Consider the following 25946-nt stretch of genomic DNA (forward strand, 5'->3'; position numbering starts at 1 on the left):
CGGTACCCGACGGGTGCGAGGGGACCGATCCTGCCCAGCGCCGGCCACCGGCCACCGCGATCCTGGACCCGGTTGGACACGGTTGGACACCGCTGGGAGGACACCGCACGCTCCGCCCGCGGGTCCGAGCCGGGAACACGGTCGAGCACCACCGGGGCACCGCCGCGTCGCCGCTGCCGCACCCCGGTTGGCGTAACCGAACGTTTGCGGGGTAGGCGGTGCCCCGACGACCTGCGGGTGCGACCGGGGAAGGGAGCGAGGGTGCGGTCCGGCGACTCCGATGACCGGCACTCGGCGAGGGAGGAGCGCCAGACCAGGGCGTACCCGCTACGCGAGTATGCGCTGCTCGCCGACGGCCATCGCGGCGGACTGGTGGACCCCGCCGGCAACGTCGGGTGGCTCTGCGCACCGGGCTGGGACAGCCCGGCCGTCTTCAGCAGCCTGCTCGGCGGCGCCGGCCGCTACAGCGTCACCCCCACCGACCCGCGCTTCACCTGGGGCGGCCACTACGAGTCCGGCTCGCTGATCTGGACCAGCCGCTGGGTGGGTACCGACGGGATCGTGGAGTCACGGGAGGCGCTGGCGTACCCGGGAGACAGCTGCCGCCTGGTGCTGATCCGCCGGATCCACGCGCTCGACCACCCGGCCCAGCTCTCGGTCTGGCTGGAACCCCGCGCGGACTTCGGCCGGGAACCGCTGCGCGATCTGCACCGGACCGGCGGGACGTGGTCGGGCCGCAGCGGCCCGCTGCACCTCCGGTTCACCAGCACCGCCCGGCTCCAGCCGACCGGAGACGGCGCGATCACCGGACTGGTGACCCTTCCGGCGGGCGGTCGGCACGATCTGGTGCTGGAGATCTCCACCGTCCGGTTCGACCGGCCCGCGCCCGATCCGGACGAGACCTGGCGTACCACCGAACGCGCCTGGCGGTCCACGGCGATCTCTCTGCGCGGCTGCCTGGCCCGGCGCGACGCGACGTTCGCGCACACCGTGCTGCGCGGAATGACCAGCCCGGGCGGTGGCATGGTCGCGGCCGCGACCACGTCACTGCCGGAGCGGGCCCGCGCCGGCCGCAACTACGACTACCGGTACGTCTGGATCCGCGACCAGTGCTACGCCGGCCGGGCCGCCGCGGTCGCCGGAGCGGACGACCTGCTGGACGGCGCGGTCACCTTCGTCCGGGACCGGCTTCTGGCCGACGGGCCACGGACGGCGCCCGCGTACACGGCCACCGGTGCGCGGGTGCCGGACCAGGAGCCGTTGGCCCGACTGCCGGGCTATCCGGGCGGCGTGGTGCACATCGGTAACCGGGTCGCCGAGCAGTTCCAACTCGACGTGTTCGGCGAGTGCCTGCTCCTGTTCGGTACGGCCGGGCGGCGGCAACGGCTGGACATCGAGGCGTGGCGGGCCGTCGAGACGGCGGTGGCGGCGATCGAGCACCGATGGCGGGAGCCGGACTCCGGGATGTGGGAGCTGGAGCCCCGGCAGTGGACCCCCTCCAAGCTCACCTGCGTGGCGGGACTGCGTTCGGTGGCCCGGTTGGCGCCGTCGGCCCAGGCCAGCCGGTGGACCCAGCTGGCCGACACCGTACTCGCCGACGCCGGGCGGCACGGCCTGCATCCGTCCGGGCGCTGGCAGCGCTGTTACGACGATCCCCGGGTCGACGCGGCGCTGCTGCTCCCGGTGGTACGCGGCGCGCTGCCGGCCTCCGACCCGCGCAGTGACGCGACCCGGCAGGCGGTGTTCGGAACGCTCGCCGTGGACCACCACCTCTACCGGTTCGCGCCGGACGAACGACCGCTCGGCGACGCCGAGGGCGCCTTCCTGCTCTGCGGTTTCATCGCCGCCCTCGCCACCCACCAGGCCGGTGACCCGGTCGCGGCGACCCGCTGGTTCGAACGTAACCGTGCCGGCTGCGGCCCACCCGGCCTCTTCAGCGAGGAGTACGACGTCCAGCAGCGCCAACTGCGGGGCAACCTGCCGCAGGCCTTCGTCCACGCGCTCCTGCTGGAGACGGCGGTGACGCTGAGCGGCCCGATCGGCGGAACGGGGTTCGACGGACCGATCGGCGGAACGGGGTTCGACGGTCCGGTCGGCGGAACCGGGCTCGACGGACCGGTCGGCAGAACCGGGCTCGACGGCCCGGCCGGCGCCGCCGGTCAGCCGACCCGGTAACGGTCCGCGTCGGTCTCCCGGAACGCCAGGCCGTTGCCGGGTTCGGTGAGGTTCACCGGCGCCACTCCCCCGGTGGCCGGCACGGCGCCGTCGAACAGCATCGCCTCGATCCGGACGTGGTCGTGGAACCACTCCAGGTGCCGCAGGTTCGCAATTGCCGCCGTCACCGCCAGGTGCTGCTGCGGGGCGCAGTGTGCCGACACCTCCAACCCGGCCGCCGCGGCGACCGCCGCCGCGCGGAGGAACTCGGTGATTCCGCCGCACCGGGTGACGTCGATCTGCAGGCAGTCCACGTACGGGACCATGCGCTGGAAGTAGACCAGGTCGAAGCCGTACTCGCCGGCCGCGACGTCGGCCGACACCTGGTCCCGGACCACGCCCAGCCCGATCAGGTCGTCCGAGCTGACCGGCTCCTCGAACCACCGCACGTCGGAGTCCGCGGCGGCCCGGAGGACCCGGACGGCCTGTTTGCGGCCGTAGCCGCCGTTCGCGTCGACGTACAACTCGACGTCGGGGCCGACGGAGCGGCGGGCGGCGGCCATCCGGGCCAGGTCGCGGCCCTCGTCGGCGCCCCAGCTCTCACCGATCTTGATTTTGACCCGGGTGATCCCCTGGTCCCGGGTCCAGCCGACCAACTGGCGGTGCTGGGTCTCGTCGTCGTAGGTGGTGAAGCCGCCGCTGCCGTAGACCGGCAACCGGTGCCGCGTGGTGCCGAGCAGCCGGGCCAGCGGCAGGTCGAGCCGGCGGGCCTTGAGATCCCAGATCGCGTTGTCCGCCGCCGACAGCGCCAGTCCGGCGATGCCCGGACGCCCGGCGTTGCGCAGCGCCCGCCGCATCGCCAGCCAGGCGGCCGGCACGTCGTCCGGGTCGAGATCGACCACGGCCGGGGCGAGCAGTTCGGGCACCACCGGCGCGACCGCCGCCGGCCCGTACGTCCAGCCGATCCCGACCACGCCGTCCGCGCTGGCCCGGACCAGTACCAGGGTGGTGGCCGACCAGGTCAGCGTGCCGTCGCCCTCGGGCGCGTCGGTCGGGATCCGGTACGCCCGCGCGTCGAGCCGCATCCGCTCACCGCCTCGGGGCGGTACGGCCCCGTGCCCCACCCCCGGCGGTCCGGCCACCGCCCAGCGCGGTCACCGCTCCGGCCAGCAGTCCGGCGGCGACCAGCCCGACAGCCGCGCCGACCAGGGCGCGGACCGGCGAGGCCGGAGCCGCCGGCCGGGAACCCCACCGGCGCTCGGGCAGCGGATCCGGGCGCTCGCCGCGCAGTCCGGCGCGAAGCAGTTCGGCGAGGTGGATCGCCTGCCGCCCGAACGCCGCGCCCTGCTCGATCTGGGTACGGCAACTGAACCCGTCGGCCAGGATCACGTCGGTCGGGTCGGCGGCGCGCAGTGCGGGCAGCAGCACCCGTTCGGCGCATGCCTCGGAGACCTCGTAGTGGCCCGGTTCGAAGCCGAAGTTGCCGGCCAGTCCGCAGCAACCGGAGTCGAGGAACTCGGCGGTCACCCCCGTCTCGTCCAGCACCGCCCGGTCGGCGCCGGTGCCGAGGATGGCGTGCTGGTGGCAGTGCGTCTGGATCAGGGCGTTGCCGGAGAGCTTCGGCGCATGCCAGCCGGGGCTGTGCTCGTGCAGCAACTCGGCCAGCGTGACGGTCTGCTGCCGCAGCCTGCGGACGTCCTCGTCGTCGGGGAAGAGTTCGGCCGCGTCGGCCCGGAACACCGCCGTACAGCTCGGTTCGAGGCCGACCACGAGGGTGCCGGCGCGCAGTGCCGGGCGCAGCGTCTCGATGGTGCGGCGCAGCACCCGTTTCGCGGTGTGCAGTTGCCCGGTGGAGATCCAGGTGAGTCCACAGCAGACGGGGCGCTGCGGTACCCGGACCCGCCAGCCGGCGGCCTCCAGCACCTCGACCGCGGCCTGCCCGACGGCCGGATGGAAGTGGTTGGTGAAGGTGTCCGGCCAGAGCAGCACCTCGCCCCGCGCACCCGTCCCGGTCGGCTGCCGACCGGCGAACCAGCGTACGAACGTCTGCTCCGCGAGGACCGGCAGGTCACGCCGCTGTTCGATGCCCCCGACGGCCTTGGTCAGCCGGGCCAGCCCGGGGGTGTGGATCACCGTGTTGACCAGCCGGGGCACCCGCGACGCCAACGCCATCGCCAACGGCAGCCAGCCCATCGAGTAGTGCGCGCGCGGACGCAACCGGCCGGCGTAGTGGTGCGAGAGGAACTCCGCCTTGTAGGTGGCCATGTCGACGTTGACCGGGCAGTCCGCCTTGCAGCCCTTGCAGGCCAGACAGAGGTCGAGGGCGTCGCGTACGGCGTCCGAGCGCCAGCCGTCGGCGATCGTCCCGCCCCGGGCGGCGCCGTCGAGCATCTCGAAGAGCAGCCGGGCCCGCCCCCGGGTGGAGTGCTCCTCCTCCCGGGTCACCATGTACGACGGGCACATCACGCCGTCGTGCTGGCGCCGACACTTGCCCACCCCGACGCAGCGCAGTACGGCCCGGCCGAAGCTGCCGCCGTCGTCCGGATACCGGAACACGGTGTCGACCTCGCCGTGGTTGTAGTCGACACCGAGCCGTAGCTGGCCGTCCAGCGGATGCGGCGCCGCCACCTTGCCCGGGTTCATCCGGTCACCCGGATCGAAGATCGCCTTGAGCTGGCCGAAGGCCCGGACCAGCCGGTCGCCGAACATCTTCGGCAGCACTTCGGCCCGGGCCTGCCCGTCACCGTGCTCGCCGGAGAGCGAGCCGCCGTGCGCGATGGCCAGGTCGGCGGCGCGTTCGACGAAGGACCGGAACCGGGCTATCCCGTCGGCGGTACGCAGTTCGAACGGGACACTGCTGTGCACGCAGCCCTGGCCGAAGTGCCCGTAGACCGAGGCCCGCTCGAAGCCGTACTCCTGGTAGAGCCGGGCCAGGCCGCGCAGGTAGTCGCCGAGTTGGTCCGGCGCCACGGCGGAGTCCTCCCAGCCGGGCCAGGTGTCGTGCATGACGGTCGGATGGGCGGTGGCGCCGAGGCCGGACTCGCGGACCGCCCAGAGCTGCACCTCGTCCGCCTCCTCCTCGAACCGGGCCACGCTGGGACCGTCGGCCCGGTCGATGGCGTCACTGAACCGGTCCGCCGCGGCGTCGGCCTCCTGCCGGGTGTCCCCGCCGAACTGCACCATCAGCCAGGCGCCGGCCGGGGGCAGATCGTGCAGCGCGGCCGGGTGCAGGTGCTGCTGCCGCTCGAGATTGATCAGTTTGTCGTCGATTCCCTCCAGCGCGATCGGCTCGTACGGCAGGATGCGTGGCACGTCGTCGGCGGCGGCGGCGATGTCCGGGTAGCCGAGGATGACCAGCGACCGGACCCGCACCGCGGGCAGCAGCCGCAGCCGGGCCCGCAGGACCGTCACCAAGGTCCCCTCGGAGCCGACCAGCGCCTGGGCGACGTGGAAGTTCTTTTCCGGCAGCAGACTGTCCAGGTTGTAGCCGGAGACCCGGCGCGGGATGTCCGGATAACGGCCGCGGATCTCGTCCAGGTACTCGTCGCGCAGTGCCCGCAGCTGGCGATGGATCTCCGCCGGCCGGCCGCCCTGGCGCTGGATCTCGGCGTACCGGTCGTCGCCGGTCTCGCCGACCCACATCCGGGTGCCGTCGTAGAGCAGCACCTCCAGCTCGATGACGTTGTCGACGGCCTTACCGGTGCGCTGGGCACTGGCTCCGCAGGAGTTGTTGCCGATCATGCCGCCGACCGTGCAGTGGTCGTGGGTGGCCGGCTCCGGGCCGAACTCCAGACCGGCCGGCGCCAGCAGCTCGTTGAGGGTGTCCCGGACGATCCCCGGTTCCACCAGGCAGGTACGCCGGTCCTGGTCGACCTCCACCAGCCGGTTGCAGTACTTCGACCAGTCCAGCACCACGGCAACGTTCGTGCACTCGCCGCCGAGGCTGGTGCCGCCGCCCCGGGACAGCACGGGCGCCCCGTGCCGCCGGCACACCGCGACGGCCTCGACCGCCGCGTCGACCGAACGCGGCACCACGACGCCGAGCGGCACCTGCCGATAGTTGGAGGCGTCCGTCGAGTACGTCGCCCGGGACCCCGCGTCGAACCGCACCTCGCCGTCGACGGCGGCCCGCAGGTCGGCTTCGAGACGCCTCAGGTCGAGGCCGTCGGCGTGACCGTCGACGTGGGCGTCGCTCCGGACGACCGGATCGGGCAGGACGACGCCGCTCATGCCGTCACCTCGCCGCGCTCCGCGCCGTCAGGAGCCTTCCCGGCCCCGAACCGGCTGACCCGCCCGCTCCGCCCGTTCATGACCGGAGTTGGTTGATCTTGTCACGGGCCACCGTGGCGAGGGTGGCGATCCGGTGCGGCTGCCCGCGCAGGAACGCCTCGGTGAACTCCTTTGCCTGCTCGTACCGCACCTTGCCGGGCATCGGCGGCTCGTTCGGATTGACGCTGCAGTCGACCAGCGCCGGCCCGGGATGCGCCAGGGCCTCCCGGACCGCGTCTTGGAGCCGCCCCGGATCGGTGACCTTCACGCCGTACCCGCCACAGCTGCGCGCCCAGCTGGAGAAGTCCGCCTCCGGCTCCCGGTGCCGTACCGCGTACTCGGGATAGCCGAGGAGGATCTGCTCCCAGAGAATCTGCCCGTACGAGTTGTTGTTGTTGACCATCACCTTGATCGGCAGGTCGTGCCGGGCGGCGGTGAGGAACTCCGCCATCAGCATCGCGAACCCGCCGTCCCCGACGAAGGCGATCACCTGCCGATTGGGCAAGGCGTGTTGCATCGCGATCGCGTACGGCAACCCCGGCGCCATCGTGGCGAGGTTTCCGGACAGGTAGAACTCCCGGCCGCCCCGGATGGTCCAGTGCCGGGCCGACCAGGTGGCGATGGTGCCCGAGTCGCAGGTCAGGATCGCGTCGTCGGCAGCCAGATCGTCGACGCAGCCCATGAAGTACGACGGCGCGATCGGATGCCGCTTCGGATCCCGCAACGCCTTCATGCTGCTGCGCCACTCCGTACTGCCCCGCTGGTACTTCTCCAGGAACGAGCGGTCGGTGGTCGGGTTCAGCAGCGGAAGCAACTGCCGCAGCGCCGTCCGGGCGTCGGCGGCCAGCGCCACCTCCACCGGCAGCCGCAGGCCGATCCGACTGGCGTCCCGGTCGATCTGCACCACCCTGGCCTTCCCCGGCGCCGGCAGGTAGCTGCTGTACGGGAAGCTGGTGCCGACCATCAGCAGGGTGTCGCACTCCTCCATCAGCTCCTCGCTCGGCTTCGTGCCGAGCAGCCCGAGGCCGCCGGTGGTCAGCGGGTGCTCGTCCGGCACCACCTGCTTTCCGGGCAGGGTCTTCACGATCGGCGCGGCGAGGCAGTCGGCGACGGCCAGCACCTCGTCCCGGGCATCCCGGGCGCCGATGCCGACCAGCATGGCGACCTTGCCGCCCTCGCCGAGCACCCGGGCGGCCCGGTCCAGTTCATCCTGCGCCGCCGGCACCGGTGGACGGGAGAGCACCGGACTGCTCTTCGGCGGCTTACCCGGGCTGACGTGCCGGTACGGGTCGGCGGACGCCTCGGCCACCTGGATGTCGTTCGGGAAGCTCAGGTGCACGACGGTCCGCTCCGCCAGCGCCTTACGAATGGCGATGTCGACCACGCCCGGCAACTGCTGCGGGTTCGTCACCATCAGGTTGTAGGCGGCGACGTTCTCGTAGAGCTGCGGCGTGTGCACCTCCTGCTGGTAGTACGAACCGAGCACCGAGGTCTCCTGCATGCCGGTGAGCGCGAGTACCGGCGCGTGGTCGAGCTTGGCGTCGTACAGGCCGTTGAGCAGGTGGATCGCGCCGGGGCCGGAGGTGGCGGCGCAGACGCCGAGCCGGCCGGTCGCCTTGGCGTACCCGGTCGCCATGAACGCGGCGGCCTCCTCGTGGTGGACGAGGACGAAGCGCAGCGACTCGCGCTGCCGGCGGAAGCCCTCCATCAGCCCGTTGATGCCGTCGCCGGGCAGCCCGAAAATCGTGTCGACACCCCAGTCGACCAGGCGCTTGGCCAGCGCCTCTCCGACGATCTCACGCATTGCGGTCCCCCCGTGCTGTCTGTCGTGGCCCGGCGGCGGGTGCGGCCTCAGCCTCGCCGTTGCATCCGGCGGCCGATCAGGTAGCCGACCAGAACACCGACCGCGACCAGGACCGGCACGGTCGAGTGGCTCCGTATCTGTCGTATCCCCTGCCTGGGATCCACGACGGTGCCGGCGGCGGTCCCGATCACACCGGTCGCCAGGTCACCGACTCGTCCGTCCGACATCCCCGTCCCCTTCGACGTGGACCTCCCGGGCGGAGGCCGCCGTCATCCCGCCGTCATCCCGCCGTCGGGACTCGCCGGGGCGCGACAATCGGCGCCTAACCGACCATAACCAATCGCTCCGGAAGAACGGGACGGACGGTGAATTCCGCTCCGATTCCCTGCGGATGGTATGAGCGGTTCCTGATCTTCGGGAGTAGTAATTTCACCTATATCCGCCCGCCGGTCGTGCTGGGTACGTTCGCCCTGCCACCCGATGGAAGGAGCAACCGTGACGGCGACCGTGTCCCACCTCGGCGACCGTGCCGCTGCCGCGCCGGCCCCGGAGCGGTACACCATCGACAGCCTCGCCCGGGTGGTCGGAATGTCACCCCGCAACATCCGGGCGCACCAGGCCCGGGGCCTGCTGGCACCGCCGACCCGGCACGGTCGGACCGCCTACTACGCCGCCGGACACGTACGCCGGCTGGAGAGCATCAAGCTGCTGCAACGGCAGGGCTTCAACCTGGTGGCCATCGAGGCGATGCTCGGGGTACGACGGGCGGCGACCACACCGACCGAGCCGCTGACCGCCGCGCTCTCCCGGCTGGCCACCGAGCATCCGGCCATCGTGTACGCCCTGGCCCGGCACGGCGTGCTCGCGCACACCCCGGACGGGGCGGTCACCGTGGCGCGGGCCCGGGCGGTCCAGCCGGCGCTCGACCTCCGGCATGCCGGCGTGCCGATACCGGCCGGGTTGACCCTGCTCAGTGAGGTGCTGGACGAGTTACGTCTGGTCGCCGAGGAACTGGTCCGCGACGCCGGCACCCGGATGCTGGCGATGCGCCGGCCGGAAGCCGCCAGCACCGCCGGGCCCCAGCTCGACCACGAGAGCGCCGCGCTGACCCAGAGCCTGATCCGCCTGCTCAGCGAGGCGTTCCGGGTGGTGGCGGAGAACTCCGGCGAGGCCGCCATGGCCGAGTTCGGGACCGGGCCGACCGACGTCGACCGACGGGGCGGGAAGTCCGACCTCTGAGGCGCCGACAGCCGCGCGGACGCCACCGGCAACGGGTGGGATCGGCGCCGGTGGATCAGCGCGGCCGGTCCGGACCTCGGGCCAGCAGGCTGACCATGGCGGCCCGGGAGGTGACCCCCAGCTTGCGGTAGATCCGCATCAGATGCGCGTCGACGGTACGGGGGCTGACCTGCAACTGCCGGGCGATGAGCCGGGAGGTGGCGCCGGTGGCCGTCAGCTCGGCGACCTCGCGTTCCCGGGAGGTCAGCAGCGCCAGTGGATCCGGGACGTCCGGCACCGCCCCCGGTCTGGTCGCCAGGCAGATGCGCCGGAAGACCGCGTCGCCGACCGCGGACCGGACCGGTCGGGGCAGCGGCGTACCCGGCCGTCCGGCCAGGAGCAGCAGCAACGGGCCCCGGACCGGGTACCGCGCCAGATGGTCGATCAGCTCCGTGGAGGCGGGATCGGCCCAGTGCAGGTCGTCGAGGACCAGTACCATCCCCGTACCCACCCGGTCGGCGACCGCCCGCCGCCAGCCACGGTAGAGCTGGAAGCGTGCGACGCTGAGCAGTCCGCCGGAGCCCTGTAGCGCCACCTCGGCCCACAACTGGTTCCCCGGCCCCAGATGCTCGGCGGCCTCGTCGCCGAGGGCGTGCAGGAACACGTGGAACGGTATCTGGCGCTCCACCTCCGCCGCCGCTCCGGCGAAGATCTCCGTACCGGTCCGGTCGATCCGGCGCAGGGCCTCGGCGATCAGCCGGGACTTGCCGGTACCCGCCGCACCGATCACCTCGACGATCACCTGCCGTCCGGCGTCGAGTGCGGCGACCGCCGCCCGGATGCCGGCCAGTTCCGCCTCCCGGCCGACAAAGGGCGCCGCCCGCTGATGGTCGGTCGTCAGTGTCACGGCTCAGCCCGCCCGCACCGTCGCCCGGCCGAGCCGGTCCAGGCAGATCCCGATCTGTCTGCGCGCCTCCGGATCGCCGGTGGCGGCGTGCACCTCGGTGAAGTCGGCGAGCGCCTCCTCGCACCGGTCCGCCTCGACCAGCGCCATGCCCCGGTGGAACCGGGTCGAGGGACTGTCGGCGAGGGCCAGCGCGCGATCGAAGTCGGCGGCCGCGGCGGCCAGGTCACCCCGCTCGTAACCGGCGACACCCCGGGCGACCCAGCCGTCGGCGAACTGCGGGTGCGCGGTCACCAGCTCGGTCAGCGCCGCCTCACCCGCCCCGGGATCCTCGGCCATCAGCAGCTGGGCCCGTACGCGGAGCAGGCGTGGATTGTCCGGCTCCAGGGCGAGTCCGTGATCGACGTCCTGCCAGGAACCGTCGGTGTCGCCCAGGTCGTAGCGGAGTACCGCCCGGTGGACGTAGGCGTCCAGCTGGGACTCGTCGAGTTCCAGCACGTGGCCGAGGTCGACCTCCGCACCGGTGAGGTCACCGACCTCGAGCCTGGCCTCGGCCCGGCGGTGGTACACCTCCGGGAACGGCGGGGAGAGCTCCATCGCCCGCTCGTAGCTGACGATCGCCTCGGCCGGACGCGCCAGCCGGCGTAACAGGTCACCCCGGTCGACGTGGTACTCCGGGCAGTCCGGTACGGCGGCGATCACCGTCTCGAGGTCGGACAGCGCCTCGTCGTACCGGCCGAGTGCCGACAGCACCCGCGCGCGGTGGTGCCGGAGCATCGACCGGTGCCCGAGGTACCCGGTCGGGCCGAGTTCCCGGTCGAGTCGGTCGAGCCCGGCGGTGACCAGCCGCAGTGCCTCGTCGAGCCGGCCCTCGTGCCCGGCGACCGAGGCGAGGCCGTTCTGCTGGAACACCGTCTCGACGGCCCGGGTCAGCGGATCGGGCAGGCACCCGGCGAGCGCGATGGCCAGGTTCGCCCAGCCCCGGGCGGCGGAACTGTCCCGGCTCTCCGCCGGCAGGTGTCGGACGTGCAGCATCGCGGTCGCGTACGCCGCCTGGCGGTGCACCGCCGGGCTGCTGGAGTACGCCCGCGCCTCCTGGTAGAGCCCGAGGGCCTCCGCCGGCCGGCCGAGTTCGGCAAGTGGGGTCGCCATCCGGCTGACGAACGCCCACGAGTGCTCCGGATGGCCGGCCCAGTCGACCACCGCCCGACCACGCCGTCCGTAGTCGACGGCGGCGTGCCGGAACCCCAGGCCGACGCAGTGGTCGAGGGCCGCCAGCAGGGCTTCGGCGCCGGCACCGGCCGGGTCGCCGCCGTGCTCGGCGTGGTAGGTGAGCGCCCCCAACCGCAGCGACCACTCCCCGGTGCCGGTCAACCGGGCAGCCCGCTCGTCGTGCAGCCGAGCCCGCTTCTCCGGGTCGAGCCGCTGGTACGCGTGCCGTACCCGGGGGTCGTCGTCGGTGCCGTCGGTCGCGACGAACCGGCGGGCCAGCTCCTCGACGGCGGCCAGCTCCTCGACGGGCAGCGCGGGCAGTTCCGGCAGTTCGGTCGCGGTCACCCGCACCGCTACCGCGTACCGGTGCAGTGCCGCCGGCAGGGACATCGCGACCGGGCCGGCCGGATCGGCGATCGGCTCGGTACCGGTGGCCAGGTGCAGGCGGAGCCGGCGTCGGTCGACCCGGCGCAGCAGTACGACGCAGAGCTCCTGGTCGGTCGGGTCCGCCTCGTGCAGGTTGTCGACCAGCAGGTCCCGGCACTCCCCACCGAGCCGGTCCAGGTACGCGTCGAGAAACTCGACCAGCCCGTGGGCGAACCGCAGCGTAGCGGGCCGGGGATGCGCGCGGAGCCACTCGTCGGGCGCCACCGGTGCGGGCGGGGTGTGGTGCCGGGTGGCCGGAACCAGGTCGCGCAGCTCCGGGGCGAGGGCGAGGATCTCCACCTCGTGCCGGGAGACCAACTCGGGCCAGCGCTTCCATGCGCCGGGCACCAGGGCCCGCAGCAGCTCGCCGGCCGCGCTGTACGGCCCACGCCGGCGCCGGTGGGCGTCGAGGCTGGCCAGCAGCGGGCCGGTGGCACCAGCGGCGAGTTCCCGCCGGCGGTCGTGCCCGTGCCGCGCGCGGATCCAACGGTGCGGCGCCTGGAGCATGCTCGTCTCCCCTGTGCGATCGGCTCGGCGGTGACGTGTCGGCCGTGGACATGTCGGCGGTGCGGCGAGCCCGGCGGTCACCGGCCTCCCGCCCGGCGGCCAACGCCCTCCCGCGCGGCGGCCAACGCGTTCCGTCCGGCGGTTACCGCGTTCTGTCCGGTGCCGGACGTCGTCCGGTCGCGTCGCGGGCCCGACCCGACCGGACGAACTCGTCCGACCCGTGCGGTGGCGCGGCGGACCCCGGGACGGATGCGACATCGCATTCACCTCCTTCATTGCGATCGGTGCCTCACTGTGCACCTGGGACGGCTTACTTAGGATCCGGGGAAACACCTAACCCGGACGGATTGACCACACTGCGTCATCGACGACCGGCCCGGCGTCAGAGCTGTCGGGCCACCGCCGCCCGGGACGGAATGCCGAGCTTGGCGATGATCCGGGTGACGTGGGTTTCCACGGTGCGTGGGCTCAGCACCAGCTGACCGGCGATCTGATGGTTGGTCAGTCCCTGCGCGACCAGTTCGGCGACCTCCCGTTCCCGGGAGGAGAGGGTGACCGGACCGTCCGTACGTTGCCGGGGCAGCCGGGCGGCCAGTCGACGTTGGGCCCGGTCCGCCTGTCCGGCCAGCCAGCGCGCGCCGCTGCCGGAGAAGAGCCGCTTGGCCCGGCCCAGTTGCTCCCGGGCCAGCTGCGGGTTCCCGGTCCCGAACTGCGCCTCGGCGAGGAGCATCCGGGCCTCCCCCTCGGCCACCGGCATGCCGGCCCGGGTGAAGAGGCTGATCGCCGGGGCGGCCTGGCCGACGGCCTCGTCCGGGCGGTGCCGCGCCAGCGACAGCGCCGCCCTGGCCATGCCGACCGCACCCAGTCGGGCGGGCAGGTCGCCGGCGATTGTCGCGGCCCGGCTCAACCACCGCCCCAGCTCCGGCGCCTCACCACCCGATCCGCCGCCCATCCCGTCACGCGATCCGCCGCCCGAGCCTTCGCGCAATCCGCCGCCCGAGCCTTCGCGCAATCCGCCGCCCGAGCCGCCGCGCGATACGTCGTGCGATCCGCTGCCCGAGCCGCCGTGCGGACCGTGTACGCCGACGGAGCGGGCCCGCAGGGCGAGAATGGTCGCCTCGGCCGGCCCGAGACAGCGGTAGATCTCCGGGTCGGCCAGAAGGCGCTGGCAGTCGGCGTGGTCCCCGACCGCGTCGCAGGCCTCGGCCAGGTGCGTCTGTACGACCGCCCGGTACAGCGTGGACCGTGGTGCGGCGCTGCCCTTGAGCCGGTCCAGGGCCGGGCGTACGGCGTCCGGGCCGGCGAGCCAGAGCAGTGGGCGGAGCCGTACGGCCGCCGCCAGCGTCGCCGCCTCGGCACTGCCCTGCCACCGGGCGATCTCCTCCGCCTCCTCCGCGTCCCGCAGTGCCTCGTCGACCCGGCCGACCGCGCCGTACAGGACCGAGCGGGCCGAGTAGAGCAGCGGGTGCACATGGATCCGGCCGAACCGCAGGCCCACCTCGATGCCGTGTTCCGCGTGGGCCAGCCCGTCGTCGACCCGGTCCAGCATGGGCTCGATCCAGGCGAGCAGGGCGATCGCTCCCAACTCGTCCCGGAGCGCGGCGTCCCCCAGGGCGTCGACCATCCGTTTGGCGTACGACACGCGTACCCGGGCGGTCGACAGTGGACCGCTGGCCACCACGCAGGCGGCGAGTACGGCGCTCGCCGCCGCCTCGATGCCACGGTGCCCGCCGGCCCGGGACCGCTCGATCGTCTTACCCGCGTGCCGGGCACCGGCCCGCCACCGGCCGGCCAGCATCTCGGTCACGGCGAGCTCCAGCCGGAGCATCGCCTGGGTGGCTCCGGTGGCGTCGAGTCGTTCCAGTTCGGTACTGAGCAGCGCGCTGGCGACGTCGAGCCGGCCGGCGAGCCGTTCCAGGACGGCCAGTTGCTCGACCGCCGCGTGCCGGTGCGGGCCGGCGACCGCGACCAGGTCGTGCAACACGGTCCGGGCCTCGTCGAACTGGCCGGTGACGCCGAGGGCCTTGGCGAACAGCAGCCGCAGCTCGGCCCGGCGGTCGGCGTGGCCGGGGTCGTCGGGCAGCGCGGACAGGGCCGCACGCAGCCAGGCGGCGCTGCTCCCCGGCGCCGTACCCATGGTGCTCCTGGCCGCCATCGCGAGCACCTCGACGGCGTCCTCGTCGCCCGGCACGACGGCCTTGGCCAGATGGTGGGCCCGCAGCGGGAGCGGGGCGGCCCGGCGCTCCAGGTGGGTCGCCGCCCGGCGGTGCGCGCCGAGCCGCCACGCCGGGCCGGCCATCCAGTACGCCACCGCCCTGACCAGCGAGTGCCGGAAGTCCAGTTGCCCGCCGACCTGGCGCAGCAGGTTCCGTTCGACCAGCGCGTCCAGCGCGGTGGTGGTCGGCAGCGGATCCAGTTCGGCCGCGGCGGCGACGGCGGCCACGTCGAGACCGGGGCCGATCACCGCGATCGCCTGGAGGACGAGCCGCTCGATCGGCGCCAGCCCGCGCACCTCGACCGCCATCGCGCCGTGCAGGGCCGCGCTCACCGGTTCGTCGGGGAAGTCGCCGCGACGCAGCGCGCCGAGAATCTCCGTCGAGGTGCCGGCGAGCAGCTCCAGGTACAGCGGGTTGCCGCCGCTGACCTGGTGCAGCAGCCGGCGCCGGGACGCCGGCTCGGTGGGTAGCAGTTGGTCGACGTCGGCGCCGGAGAGCGGACCGAGGTGCAGCCGGAGGGGTACCGGCACCAGGTGGGCGAGCCCTTCGGCCAGCCGCGCGGGACACTGCTCCGAGCGGAACGCGAGCACCACGGTGATCCGGGCCTCCGGCGGGTGCCGCAGCAGATATCCGAGGAACTCCACGGAGGCGTCGTCGGCCCACTGCACGTCGTCGAAGACGAACAACGCCCCGGCCGGCCGGGCGACCGCGGTGAGCAGGTTGCGCAGTCGCCGGTGCCGCTGGTGCCGCTCCACGGCCGCGGTGGCCGGCACCCCGTCCGCCGAGCCGGGATCGCCGCCGCCGGCCGGGTCCGGCACCGCCAGCGCGTCCAGCAGCACGTGCAGGTCGGACCGATGATCCGGTACGGCGGCCAGGGCGTCGAGCACGACTCCGTACGGAAGGAAGCGCTCGAACTCGGTCGCCCGCCCGAACAGCACGGTACGGCCACGCTCGCCGGCGATCTTCGCGAACTCGGAGACGAGTCGGCTCTTGCCGATCCCCGGCTCCCCCTCCACCACCAGGAAACGCGCCGACGGTACGGAATCGTCGAGCAGATCGACCATCCGGGTCAGGTCGTCCTGGCGCCCGACAAGCTCACTGGTCCCGGCTGTTGTCTGATCCGGGACAGCAGGAGTCTCCGATGTTGATTCGACCCGCACCCGGCACCTCCGTGGACATGCGAAAAAACCTGTCCCGAGGTAACCGCGTTGACCGTTATCCATGCCAGACCGATCAGGCCGGACTATAAGCAGTCATCAGTCCATTGACACCGGCGCGACGGGAACATATGGCGTCGGATCGTCCACTGTTTCCGAGGTGCGGGACATCGCTGCCGGTCAGGCCGGTGGGCTGGGCGTCCGGCCACGTTCCGCGACACAGTACGGCGGCGCCGATAGCGGGCCCGCACATCCGGGAGCGCATGGCGAGCAGCCCCAACAACGTGACATTTGCGCTGCTCTACTTCCCGCCATGCGAGACGAGTCGGTCCCGCAGGCGGGACCATTCCGGAGCGCATCGGAAACGACCCTGTCCCGCAGGGGCACGGCCGACGCGGAGAGTACTCCCACTGCCACCGGAGTCGGGGCGGGCCCGCCACTTTCGGTCCCAGGTCCGCGCGATCCGTCCGGCCGATGTGACCGAACTGACGGTGGCGGGCACCGTTGCTCCTCGGCACAATGCCCGCCGCCGTCTGTGGACTGACCTACTGGAAAGTTCCGGTCAGAAAAACGACGGAAACCTTATCTTGGTCCGCAAGAACCCGATCCATCGTCGTCCGGCAGAACCGGGGCCCGGCTCCGGCCCGGCATTGGCCGAGCGGATCAGTGCCGCACTTTCGCCATTGCTTGCTGGCCCACCCGCATGCCGATCTTGCGCATCCCCATCGGCATGCTCTTCGACATCACCAGGGGCATGCCCCTGGAGACGCCCTTCGACATCATCGGCACGCCCCTCGACACGCCCTTCGAGACCCCCTTGGACATGCCCTTCGACATGGCGGTCAGCCCGCTCATCCGCTTCAGGACTCCCCTGGCGACCTGACCGGGCTTCTGCTGCTCACCGGCGAGCGCGGTCACGATGATCAGTCCGCCGGTGAGCGCCGGAATGGCCCACTGCAACACCCTCAGCTGGCGCTGCTGGGAGGCGAGCTGCTGGGGTGTCCCGTGATCGGGCTCGGTCACCCCCGCCACCGGGGTCCCATCGGACTTCGCCAGCCGCATGCCGAGCAGCCGGCTGTAGCCGGTCACCGCCAGGGCCGCGACGGTGAGGCCGGTCTTGATGACGCTCATCCGGCCCACCCCGGACTGGGCCATCACCCGAGGACTCTCGGTGATCAGCTCACCGGCGGCGCCGGCCACGTGGACGCCGATCGCCGCCGCGTTGACGGGCGTCCACCGGGCCCAGCCGGCCGAGGCCACCCCGAGTCGCTGCTTCGAGTCACTCAACTTCGCCGCCGCGCCGTTGACTCCGATCGCCCCCATCAGGGATCCGCCGAACCAGGCCGCCAGGCCGAGATCGTGGATCGAGCGCATTACGGTGTGCCGTTCCGACATGTGCCACCCCCCGAGATACGAGATCCGACGCGTACCCGCTGGCCACCGCTCCAATCCTGTCCGGCCCGAACGTACCGCCGTCGGCACCCGGGTCGGGACACCCGCTTGTTCGTTCCCCGTTCCGCACGGCGGGGCCCGGCAACAGAATTGCGTGCCATTGAGCGGATGCTCCCGGGCCGATCGAGCGATCGCCACTCGGTCGTTTCGGATGGTGTGGGCGGTGGGTGGCGGTCGAGCGTACTGACTGGGCGGGTGCGCTCGTCCCCGTACGGACGAAATCGCCTTTGCGGGCTTGCTGACCGCCGAGGAAGAAGCAACGCTCATTGGCAGCGGCACGGGATGCCGCGAAATTGTTCCTCGGACGAATTGAAGGGGGACCCGTGGATTCTCCGGTTGTCGTCGCGCTCCTGATCGCGCTCGGGGTGGCAGTCATCGCCATGCTCGGGATCGCGATCTTCCTCCTGGTGAAACTTCTCAGGATGGGCCGGCTCGTACGGGCCGACCTGATGCCCGTACAGGGGAAGGTGGCCTTCTGGGCTGCCATCGCCTACAGCATTTTTCCGGTCGACGTCCTTCCCGATCCGATCTATCTCGACGACGTGGGCGTTCTCGTCGGCGTGATCACCTACATCGGACACCTGGCGAAGAAGCACGGACTTCTCGGTGCTCGACCGACGGAGCCGGAACTCGAAGGGCCGACCGGGAAAACGCGGTAACGTGCGGCGGAATGGCAGATGGTGTTTCCCCATGACGACGGAGTGGCCGCCGGTCAGCCGACGCGGGTTACCCGTACCGCATCGGCGACGACGTAGCCGGTGCCGGACGTCCACCGGCTCACTCCCACCTTGTTCTCGTCTCCGGCGGTCAACGCAAAGACCCCGAGCGACACCCACCGGCCGCCGTTGGCGCGCTGGTTGACCCGTACGGTCTGGTTGCCGCTCGTGCTGGCCACGATGAACGGGGTCGCATCGTTGTAGCCCGGATCGGCGGCGTACCAGACCGAGACCTCGTAGCTGGCGGTGGTCGGGATGTTCACCTTGTACCAGGCGACGTCGCTGGACAGGACCGGGTCGGCGAACCGGTAGTCGGTGCCGTACCGCTGGCTGGAGTAGGTCGACGTACCCCAGCTCGCGCTCGCGGTGAACCGGCCGGCGGTGGTGTTGTCGACCGTGGAACTCCAGGCCTGCGCGGTGGAGACGAAACCGATTCCGTTGGGTACCAGCCGTTGGGCGCCATCCGACGGCGTGTTGCGGACCGATACCGACGTGTCGCCGGGCATCCGGGCGACCATCGTGCTCGACCCGCCGCCGTCGAGGTTGATCGCGTCGTCGGCACCGATCGACTTCATGTAGTTGGCCAGCTCGACGTAGGTCATCCCGACGCTGTTGGTGGCCCGGCCGTCGACGACGACCATCCACATCTTCAACCCGTCGGCGGAGAAGCCGACCGCCGTCCGTGGATTGCGCGGATGCGATTCCGTCGTCACCACCCCGTCCCGGACCAGTACGAGGTTGCCGCCGATCGCGACCTGGGCCGCCCCGTCCCCACCGCGCGGGGTGTAGTTGACCGTGACGCTGTCGCCGACCACGACCCCGGCCAGCGCGTCGGCACCGGCATTCACGCCGAGTACGACGACACTTCCGGCCGCCACCTTGCCCCCGGCGGTGGTGCTGACCTTGCTGACCCGGCCGGCCGTTATCTCGATCTCGCGGGACCGGGTGGCACCATCGAGCACCTGGCTGCGTGCCTCGTCGCCCCAGAGCGAGTTGTAGACGCCGATGCCGTTGGCGGCGATGTTCGGCGAGTTGAGATTGGTGGCGGTGAGCTGCCTACCGCCCGGCAGCGTGACCCTCGCGTCGAGGAAGATCTGGGCCAGGCCGCCACGGCTGCCCCCCGCACCGTTGGCGTACAGCGCGGCCACGTTGTTCCAGCCGGCAGCCGGGCCGTTGAGCAGGGTGCCGTTGTCCAGTCCTATCCCGCGTGGCGCCCCGGTGACACCGATGTCGAAGAAGTCTCCGTTGACGGCGGCGATCGCCCCGACCCGGTTGGCCTGGCTGGTCAGGGTGGCGGTGGCGCCGACGGTGCCGGGGTTGAGGTACTTCGGCTTCAGCGTCGGCTCGGCCAGGTTCGCGGCGAGGATGTTGACCCGGTTGGGGCCGGTCGCCGTCGTGTTGCTCAGGGAGAGCCCGGGCGCGAGCGCCGTGGTGGCGAGCGTACCCACATCGGGTCCGACGGCGACCGCGACCGCGGGGGCGGGCGCCGCGCCGAGCCCGACGAAGGCGATCGATGCGGACAGCAGGACAGCGAGGGTTGGTCGTCGCATGGCGTCTCCCGGGAGGGCGGTGGCGAGATCGAACATTGACGGATATCGCGAAAGATATTGTCACCTGCCACTATGCACTTGGCAAGAATCTTCGCCGCTGGCCGTGCCGCACCACCGTGACAGGTCGCGATGGTTCTGCGTACGGTCCGAAGTTGGCTCGCCGCGCGGCCGAGCTGGCTGCTGGATCCTCCAGCCCGAGTCGACGCCGTCCGCCGCCGAGTTGCGCCGGATCACCGGGCTGGGCTGAACCTGAGGCGTTAGGAAGGGGCCCTTCTTCTACAGGAAACGATAGGAAGGGGCCCTTCCTTACAACCTCAGGGCGGTTTCTTCTGTGGTCCGAGATTGCTACCGTCTGTAGCCACGCCCGGCACTCGACCCGGAGAGCGGCAGTGACGAAGGTTTACGTCTCGGCGACGTTCACGGACCTGCAGGAGTGCCGTGCTGCGGTCCAACTCGCGCTGCGGCGACTGCGGGTCGAGGACGTGGCCATGGAGTCGTACGTGGCCGAGGAACGGCGACCCCTGGAACGCTGTCTGGCCGACGCCGCCGAGTGCGACATCTACATCGGAATCTTCGCCTGGCGCTACGGCTTCGTTCCCGACGGGTACGACCGGTCGATCATCGAACTGGAATACCGGGAGGCGCTGACCGCCGGCAAGCCCTGCCTGATCTTCCTGCTCGACGAGGAGGCGCCCTGGCCGCGCAACTTCATCGACCGGGGCCCGGCGGCGGAGAGAATCGAGGCGCTCCGGGCCGAGTTGGCCGACCGGCACACGTGCAGCACGTTCCAAAGTCCGGCGGACCTCGCCGCGATGGTCACCGCGGCGGTGGCGAACTCCGTGACCGAGTCGGGCCTGCCGGTCGGCGGCATGCAGGCGTTGAGCCGGAACGCCCTGGAGCAGTACTTTCTCCGGTTGCGTCAGCACTACGGGGTGCTGGACCTGGACGCGCTCACCCCGGAGCAGACCGAGGACTACGTGCGGATCCAGTTGATGTCGGTCTTCGTCGAGCAGTGGGTACGCGAGGATCCACCCCCGGCCGAACTGCCCCGGGAATGGCTGCGCCGGATCCAGTCCCAGGGACACATCGGCACCGAGGACGTACCCGAGGAGGTGGACCCGCAGGAGCTGGTGCACCTGCACGAGTCGTACCGGGCGAAGCCGTTGCAGCGGCTGTTCGACGTACTCGGGGCACCGGACCAGCGGGCGATCGTACTGCTCGGCGACCCCGGCTCCGGAAAGTCAACCGCCGCCCGCTACGTCGCCCTGAGCCTCACCCGCGGCCCGACCGACGACCGGCTGGCCATGCTCAGCGGGCATCTACCGCTGCTGATCGAGCTGTCCGCGTACGTCGCCGCGTTCACCGAGCGCCGCTGCGTGAACGTCGTCGACTATCTGGACCACCGGGCGGCAACCGACGGCCTCGGCATCGAGCGCTCCGCGCTGCACCGGCACCTGAGCACCGGCGGGCTGGCGGTCGTCATCTTCGACGGCCTCGACGAGGTCTTCGACCGGCGACAACGGGAGGAGGTGTCCCGGCAGATCGCCGACTTCGCGGTCGGCCATCCGCAGGTACGGATCGTCGTCACCTCCCGGACGACCGATTACGGCCGCCGGATTCTGGGCGATGTCGGGTTCACCCATTTCACGCTCCAGGACCTGGACGAGGACCAGACGTCGGAGTTTTTGTCGAGCTGGTACCGGCTGGCGATCCCGGATCAGGCGGAGGTCGCTCACTCGGCGCGGACCCGCCTGCTGGACGCCCTGCGCCGCTCGGACGCGCTCCAGGAACTGGCCGGCAATCCGCTGCTGCTCACCGTCCTGGCCATCGTCGGCAGACGACACGCCCTGCCCCGCGAGCGCTGGAAGCTGTACGACCACGCGGCGACGGTGCTGGTGCAGCATTGGGACGTCTTCCGGCACCTTGGCGGGCAGTCCCCCCTCGCCGATTTCATCGACAGCGAGGACAAGAAGGAACTGCTGCGCCGGCTGGCGTACCGGATGCAGGCTGACGAGCGCGGTCTGACCGCGAACTACGTCAGCGCGCAGACGTTGAGCACGGTCTTCGAGCAGTACCTCGTCGAGCGTTACGACCGCGACCCGGTCGACGCCCGGCGGATCGCCCTTCAGTTGACGAGCGAGTTTCGGGAACGGACCTTCACCCTCAGCCGGTACGGCCCCCGGATCTACGGCTTCGTCCACCGTGCGTTCCTGGAGTTCTTCTCCGCCGAGGCCATCCTGAACAGATTCAAGTCCGACCTCTCGTTCACCTTCGAGCACGTCAAGGATCTGCTCCGCCTGCACTGGGCCGTCCCCTCCTGGCGGAGCATTTTCCGGCTGCTCGCCGGCCACATGCATGAGAGGCACACCGCCCAGATCATCCACCTGCTGACCGCCGACGTCGGCCAATCCTGGCCAGCCGCCGAGATCAGCCCGCCGCCGTGGAAACTGGCCCTCGCCGTACAGTGCCTGGCCGAGGTCCGGAGGCTGGACAGCGCCGTCGCGGCACCCGCCGAAGCACTGCTCCGGCGACTCGTCCTCCTTCTCGAACACTGCGTCTCGATCGACGACCGCGACACCGTCCGGCTGATCGAGGAGGAAATTCTGCCCGCCGCCAGGACCATCGGATCGAAATGGCCCGGCCGCGAGCTCTACCTTTCCTGGTACCGCCGACGCGGTGTCCGGGTCGTCTGGAGTCCCGTTTCCACCCATGCCGCCCGACTCGCCGCTGTGCTCTCCACCCCGACCGAACGCATCGACGACCTCTTCGACAAGATCCTCGTCAGGATGGACGAGAGTCCGGCCGCGCACGCCTGCGTCGCCGGACTGGCCGAGATCGCCCAACTCGCCGTCGCCACCGTGGACAGTCCCGCCCACTCGGCCGCCGCCGCCCGGGTCCGTACCCGCCTGATCGAGCGCGCCCGCGACGACAACCATGCCGTCGTCAGGATGGCCGCCGTCGAAGCCCTCGGCGAATCCTTCCGGGCCGACCCCCGGGCCCAGGATCTCCTCATCGAACGTGCCCGCACGGACGGGTACGTCGGAGTCCGGCTCGTCGCCATCCAGGCCCTTGGCGGGGGCTTCTGGGACGACCCCGACGTGGGTGGCCTCATCGAGGGCGCCCACGCCGACGAAAACCCGAGCGTACGTCGCGCGGCCGTACAGATCCTGGGTGAACGCGCCAGCGGCGACTCCGACGTACGGGCCGCCCTCGTCGGCTCCCTGCACACCGACACCGATGCCGAGGTCATCCGCAGCACCGTCCAGGTCCTCGTCGAACGCTTCGAGGCCACCCGAGAAGTCCGGGAGGTGCTCATCGCGCGCGCCCACGACGACGCCATCGCCATCATCCGACGCACCTGTCTCCGTGTCCTCGGCGACCGACTCCCCGCCGACAGCCAACTTCACGCTCTGCTGGTCGACCGGATCCAGCACGATCGGGATCCCGGTGTTCTGGACGCCGCGGCCCGGGTCCTCGTCGACCGGTTCGGTTCCGCCGCTGGCGTCCGCGAGATCCTGGTCAGCCGCGCGACCGGCGACTCGGACGTAACCGTCCGCCGCGTCGCCCTCCAACTGCTGACCGGGTACCACCCCCGGGACAGTGCGCTGATCGCACTGCTGACCACCGCCGCCGGTCAGGACCGCGACGCCGACGTACGACTGCACGCCACCCGGGCCCTCGCCGACCGGATCGGCACCGACTCCACCATCGGCACCGCCCTCGGCCGCCTCGCTCTGGGTGATCTGGATGCCCGGGTCCGGCTCGCCGCCGCCGGGGCCCTGGTGGAACGCGTCGGCCTGGACGACGGTGTCTCCGGCGTACTCGTCGGACTTGCCCGTGAGGATGCCGAGGCCGGCGTACGACTCGTCGCCGTCAATGCCCTTGCCGAGGTCGTCGCCACCGATCCGGCCGCCCGGGACACCCTCACCGACCGCGCCCGCACCGACCGCGACGCCGGGGTCCGGCTGGCCGCCGTCAGGGCTCTCCTCCGGTACCCGGAGGTTCGGGACAGCAGCTTCGAGACCCTGGTCGACCGGACTCACCACGACCTTGATGCCGGGGTGTTCGCCCTCGCCGCCGCTGCCGTGGTCGGTGACCGTGGATCTCCCCAGGACCCGCACCGCCTGCTGGCCGACCGGGTACGCGGGAACAGCAACGCCGAGGTCCGGCTCGCCGCCGTACGGTTGCTGATTCGGCACTTCGGCGTCGACAGCGACGTCCGGGAGGCGTTGTTGGAACGGGTCCGGCACGACCCGGACGCCGAACTGGTCCACGAGGTCGCCGTCGAACTCGCCTCCCGGACCGGCGCCGAGCTCGACATCGCGCACCGCGACGTGCTGCTGGAGCGAACCCTCGACGGCGACGCGCAGATCCGGGCTGCGGCGCTGCGCATCCTGGCCAGCTACTTCGGCACCGACGAGGCGGTCCGTGAACTGTTGGTCAGACGGGCCGCCGACGATCCGGACGTACAGGTCCGCCGGGTGGTGCTCCGGGTGCTCGACCAGCCCCAGGTCGCCCACCACCCCGAGGTGCACACCCTGTTCGTCGAGCGGCTCCACGACCAGGACTGGTCGGTACGCGCCACGGCGGTGCACGCCCTCGGTACCCACTTCGGCGACCAGGAACAGACCCGGAAGCTCCTCACCGACCTGGCCCGCGACGACCCCGATCCCGACTTCCGGCGCCGCGCCGGCCAGGCCCTCACCTGGCTACCCGACGCCGACCCGGACCACCTGCCCAGCCTCGGTAACGCGCCGCCACCGGGGGACGAGTCGCGGCCAGAGCAGAACAGCAGAGGTGACGCCATCTTCACGCACCCGCTCAGTGACGTCTTCAAGCGGAACGGTCATCCGACGCTGACCTTCGTGGAGCCGCCGAACTTCGCCATGTTCCGGATGGCCCTGCGCCAGCCCGGTCTGGGAATCGTGATCGAGGGGCCGTCCGGAATCGGCAAGAGCACGGTCCTGCAACGCGCGGTCCGGCTCGAACGCGAACAGGGCCGCAACATCCTCGTACTCAGTGCCAGGAAGCGGGACGACCTCGAACAGATCAAGACCCTGCCGACGACCCGGCAACGCGGGGTGGTGGCCGTCGACGACTTCCACCGCCTCTCGCCCGAGTTGCAGGCGGCGTTGACCGACCATCTGAAGCTGCTCGCCGACGAGGAGGCTCCCGACGATCGTCTGATCATCGTCGGTATTCCGGGGACCGGCCGTCACCTGGTCGAACGGTCGTCCGATCTGGCAATCCGGATCGAGGTCTTCCAGGTGCCGGTGGCCACGGACGACCTGATCCTGGAGATGGTGCGCAAGGGTGAGGCCGCCCTCAACGTGTCGTTCACCCAGGCCGACGAGATCGTCAGGCTGGCCAGGGGCAGTCTGAGCACCGCCCAGATGTTGTGCTGGTACCTCGCCACGCAGAACGGCATCGAGCGTACCCAGCTCAGTCTGGTCACCGTGAAACGCGGCCTTGACGAGGCGATTCAGCACGTCGAGCAGACGTTGGCCGCCCGGTACCAGGGGGTGGTGCGGTCGTTCGCGGCACTCGACGGGGATCGCCAACAGGCCTGCATCGAGCTGCTGCTGATGTTGGCCGCCACCGACGGCGTACTGTCGCTGGACGATGCCGCCGTGCGGGACCCGAACCTCGCGCCCGCGATCGACAAGCATCTGCTCCGCCGGTTTCCGCACGGCTTCGACGGGCACGACCAGCTGGACGAGCATCTTTTCCTCGACACCCAGTCCCGGCAGCTGGTCATCGAGGATCCACAGTTCCTGATCTATCTCCTCCGGCAGCAGCGGGACGCGTTGGCGAAGGCGGTCGGGAAGCGGATCCGCGCCCCCCGTGCCCAGGTCTTCATCAGCTACAGCCACCGGGACGCGGAGTGGCTGAGCCGGCTCGAACGGCATCTCAAGCCACTCGTCCGGCGGGGCCTGGTCGACGTCTGGGCCGACACCCGGCTCAAGCCCGGCGACGTGTGGCGCGACGAGTTGGAGGCCGCGATGTCCCGGGCCCGCGCCGCGATCCTCCTGGTGACGGCGGACTTCTTCAGTTCGGCCTTCGTGGACGAGGTCGAGTTGCCGACCATGCTGGAGGCGGCCCGGGAGGACGGCTGCCAGATCCTGCCGCTGATCGTCAAGCCGAGTGTCTTCGCCCGGATTCCCGAGGTCGCCTGCTTCCAGGCGTTCAATCCCGTCTCGCGACCGTTGAGCGGACAGAGTGACCACGATCAGGAGCAGCTCCTCAGCGAGCTGGCCGCGTTCGTGTTGAGCATGTTCGACGACGGAAGAGGTGGCGTCACGGCCGGCTGAGCCTGAGGCGTTAGGAAGGGGCCCTTCTTCTACAGAAAACGATAAGAAGG

The 25946-nt window shown here is 71.4% G+C and carries 13 protein-coding genes; 4 read left to right on the plus strand and 9 right to left on the minus strand.

Features of this window, described 5'->3' with window-relative positions; translation table 11 throughout:
• Positions 1 to 261 precede the first annotated feature (261 nt).
• A complete protein-coding gene (locus tag H4W31_RS37285; protein ID WP_192770891.1) occupies positions 262 to 2175 on the plus strand; it encodes a glycoside hydrolase family 15 protein in 1914 nt (637 codons plus the stop codon).
• Here the strand turns inward: H4W31_RS37285 and H4W31_RS37290 are convergent.
• The 4 genes from H4W31_RS37290 to H4W31_RS37305 form a co-directional block, all read right to left on the minus strand.
• On the minus strand, positions 2160 to 3239 hold the full coding sequence (locus tag H4W31_RS37290; protein WP_192770892.1) for an enolase C-terminal domain-like protein: 1080 nt from the start codon (positions 3237 to 3239) through the stop codon (positions 2160 to 2162). The two genes, H4W31_RS37285 and H4W31_RS37290, sit on opposite strands and share 16 nt — an antisense overlap.
• Positions 3240 to 3243: 4 nt before the next feature.
• Positions 3244 to 6384, minus strand: coding sequence for an FAD-binding and (Fe-S)-binding domain-containing protein (locus tag H4W31_RS37295; RefSeq protein ID WP_192770893.1), 3141 nt, complete (start codon positions 6382 to 6384; stop codon positions 3244 to 3246).
• 76 nt (positions 6385 to 6460) lie between these two features.
• On the minus strand, positions 6461 to 8227 hold the full coding sequence (locus tag H4W31_RS37300) for a thiamine pyrophosphate-dependent enzyme (RefSeq protein WP_192770894.1): 1767 nt from the start codon (positions 8225 to 8227) through the stop codon (positions 6461 to 6463).
• A 47-nt stretch (positions 8228 to 8274) separates the two neighbouring features.
• Positions 8275 to 8454, minus strand: a complete 180-nt coding sequence (locus H4W31_RS37305) for a hypothetical protein (protein WP_192770895.1) — start codon at positions 8452 to 8454, stop codon at positions 8275 to 8277.
• Positions 8455 to 8722: 268 nt separating this feature from the next.
• On the opposite strand from H4W31_RS37305, the gene H4W31_RS37310 reads away from it, so the two are divergent.
• Entirely contained in the window at positions 8723 to 9466 is a 744-nt protein-coding gene (locus H4W31_RS37310; protein WP_192770896.1) for a MerR family transcriptional regulator, read from the plus strand.
• A 55-nt stretch (positions 9467 to 9521) separates the two neighbouring features.
• On the opposite strand, the gene H4W31_RS43475 is transcribed toward H4W31_RS37310, so the two are convergent.
• The 4 genes from H4W31_RS43475 to H4W31_RS37330 form a co-directional block, all read right to left on the minus strand.
• Complete coding sequence (locus H4W31_RS43475) at positions 9522 to 10352, minus strand: LuxR family transcriptional regulator (protein ID WP_318783639.1); 831 nt, start codon at positions 10350 to 10352, stop codon at positions 9522 to 9524.
• Between the two features lie 3 nt (positions 10353 to 10355).
• A complete protein-coding gene (locus H4W31_RS37320; protein ID WP_192770897.1) occupies positions 10356 to 12494 on the minus strand; it encodes a tetratricopeptide repeat protein in 2139 nt (712 codons plus the stop codon).
• Between the two features lie 382 nt (positions 12495 to 12876).
• Entirely contained in the window at positions 12877 to 15933 is a 3057-nt protein-coding gene (locus tag H4W31_RS37325) for an ATP-binding protein (protein ID WP_225945883.1), read from the minus strand.
• 597 nt (positions 15934 to 16530) lie between these two features.
• Positions 16531 to 17262, minus strand: coding sequence for a hypothetical protein (locus H4W31_RS37330; RefSeq protein WP_225945884.1), 732 nt, complete (start codon positions 17260 to 17262; stop codon positions 16531 to 16533).
• A 380-nt stretch (positions 17263 to 17642) separates the two neighbouring features.
• On the opposite strand from H4W31_RS37330, the gene H4W31_RS44605 reads away from it, so the two are divergent.
• A complete protein-coding gene (locus tag H4W31_RS44605) occupies positions 17643 to 17978 on the plus strand; it encodes a YkvA family protein (RefSeq protein WP_192770899.1) in 336 nt (111 codons plus the stop codon).
• A 53-nt stretch (positions 17979 to 18031) separates the two neighbouring features.
• Here the strand turns inward: H4W31_RS44605 and H4W31_RS37340 are convergent, their stop codons facing one another.
• Positions 18032 to 19585 (minus strand): golvesin C-terminal-like domain-containing protein, encoded by a 1554-nt coding sequence (locus H4W31_RS37340; RefSeq protein WP_192770900.1) that lies wholly within the window; start codon positions 19583 to 19585, stop codon positions 18032 to 18034.
• Between the two features lie 389 nt (positions 19586 to 19974).
• Between H4W31_RS37340 and H4W31_RS37345 the strand changes: the two genes are divergently transcribed.
• Positions 19975 to 25896, plus strand: a complete 5922-nt coding sequence (locus H4W31_RS37345) for a HEAT repeat domain-containing protein (protein ID WP_192770901.1) — start codon at positions 19975 to 19977, stop codon at positions 25894 to 25896.
• Positions 25897 to 25946 lie beyond the last annotated feature (50 nt).

It is taken from the genome of Plantactinospora soyae (genome assembly GCF_014874095.1).
Lineage (GTDB): Bacteria > Actinomycetota > Actinomycetes > Mycobacteriales > Micromonosporaceae > Plantactinospora > Plantactinospora soyae.

What these genes read in the sequence shown, in the direction of transcription:
- H4W31_RS37290 (WP_192770892.1), bottom strand. Translation starts at nt 3,239, where the DNA reads ATGCGGCTCGACGCGCGGGCGTACCGGATCCCGACCGACGCGCCCGAG.
- H4W31_RS37295 (WP_192770893.1), bottom strand. Translation starts at nt 6,384, where the DNA reads ATGAGCGGCGTCGTCCTGCCCGATCCGGTCGTCCGGAGCGACGCCCAC.
- H4W31_RS37300 (WP_192770894.1), bottom strand. Translation starts at nt 8,227, where the DNA reads ATGCGTGAGATCGTCGGAGAGGCGCTGGCCAAGCGCCTGGTCGACTGG.
- H4W31_RS37305 (WP_192770895.1), bottom strand. Translation starts at nt 8,454, where the DNA reads ATGTCGGACGGACGAGTCGGTGACCTGGCGACCGGTGTGATCGGGACC.
- H4W31_RS37320 (WP_192770897.1), bottom strand. Translation starts at nt 12,494, where the DNA reads ATGCTCCAGGCGCCGCACCGTTGGATCCGCGCGCGGCACGGGCACGAC.
- H4W31_RS37325 (WP_225945883.1), bottom strand. Translation starts at nt 15,933, where the DNA reads ATGGATAACGGTCAACGCGGTTACCTCGGGACAGGTTTTTTCGCATGT.
- H4W31_RS37330 (WP_225945884.1), bottom strand. Translation starts at nt 17,262, where the DNA reads ATGTCGGAACGGCACACCGTAATGCGCTCGATCCACGATCTCGGCCTG.
- H4W31_RS37340 (WP_192770900.1), bottom strand. Translation starts at nt 19,585, where the DNA reads ATGCGACGACCAACCCTCGCTGTCCTGCTGTCCGCATCGATCGCCTTC.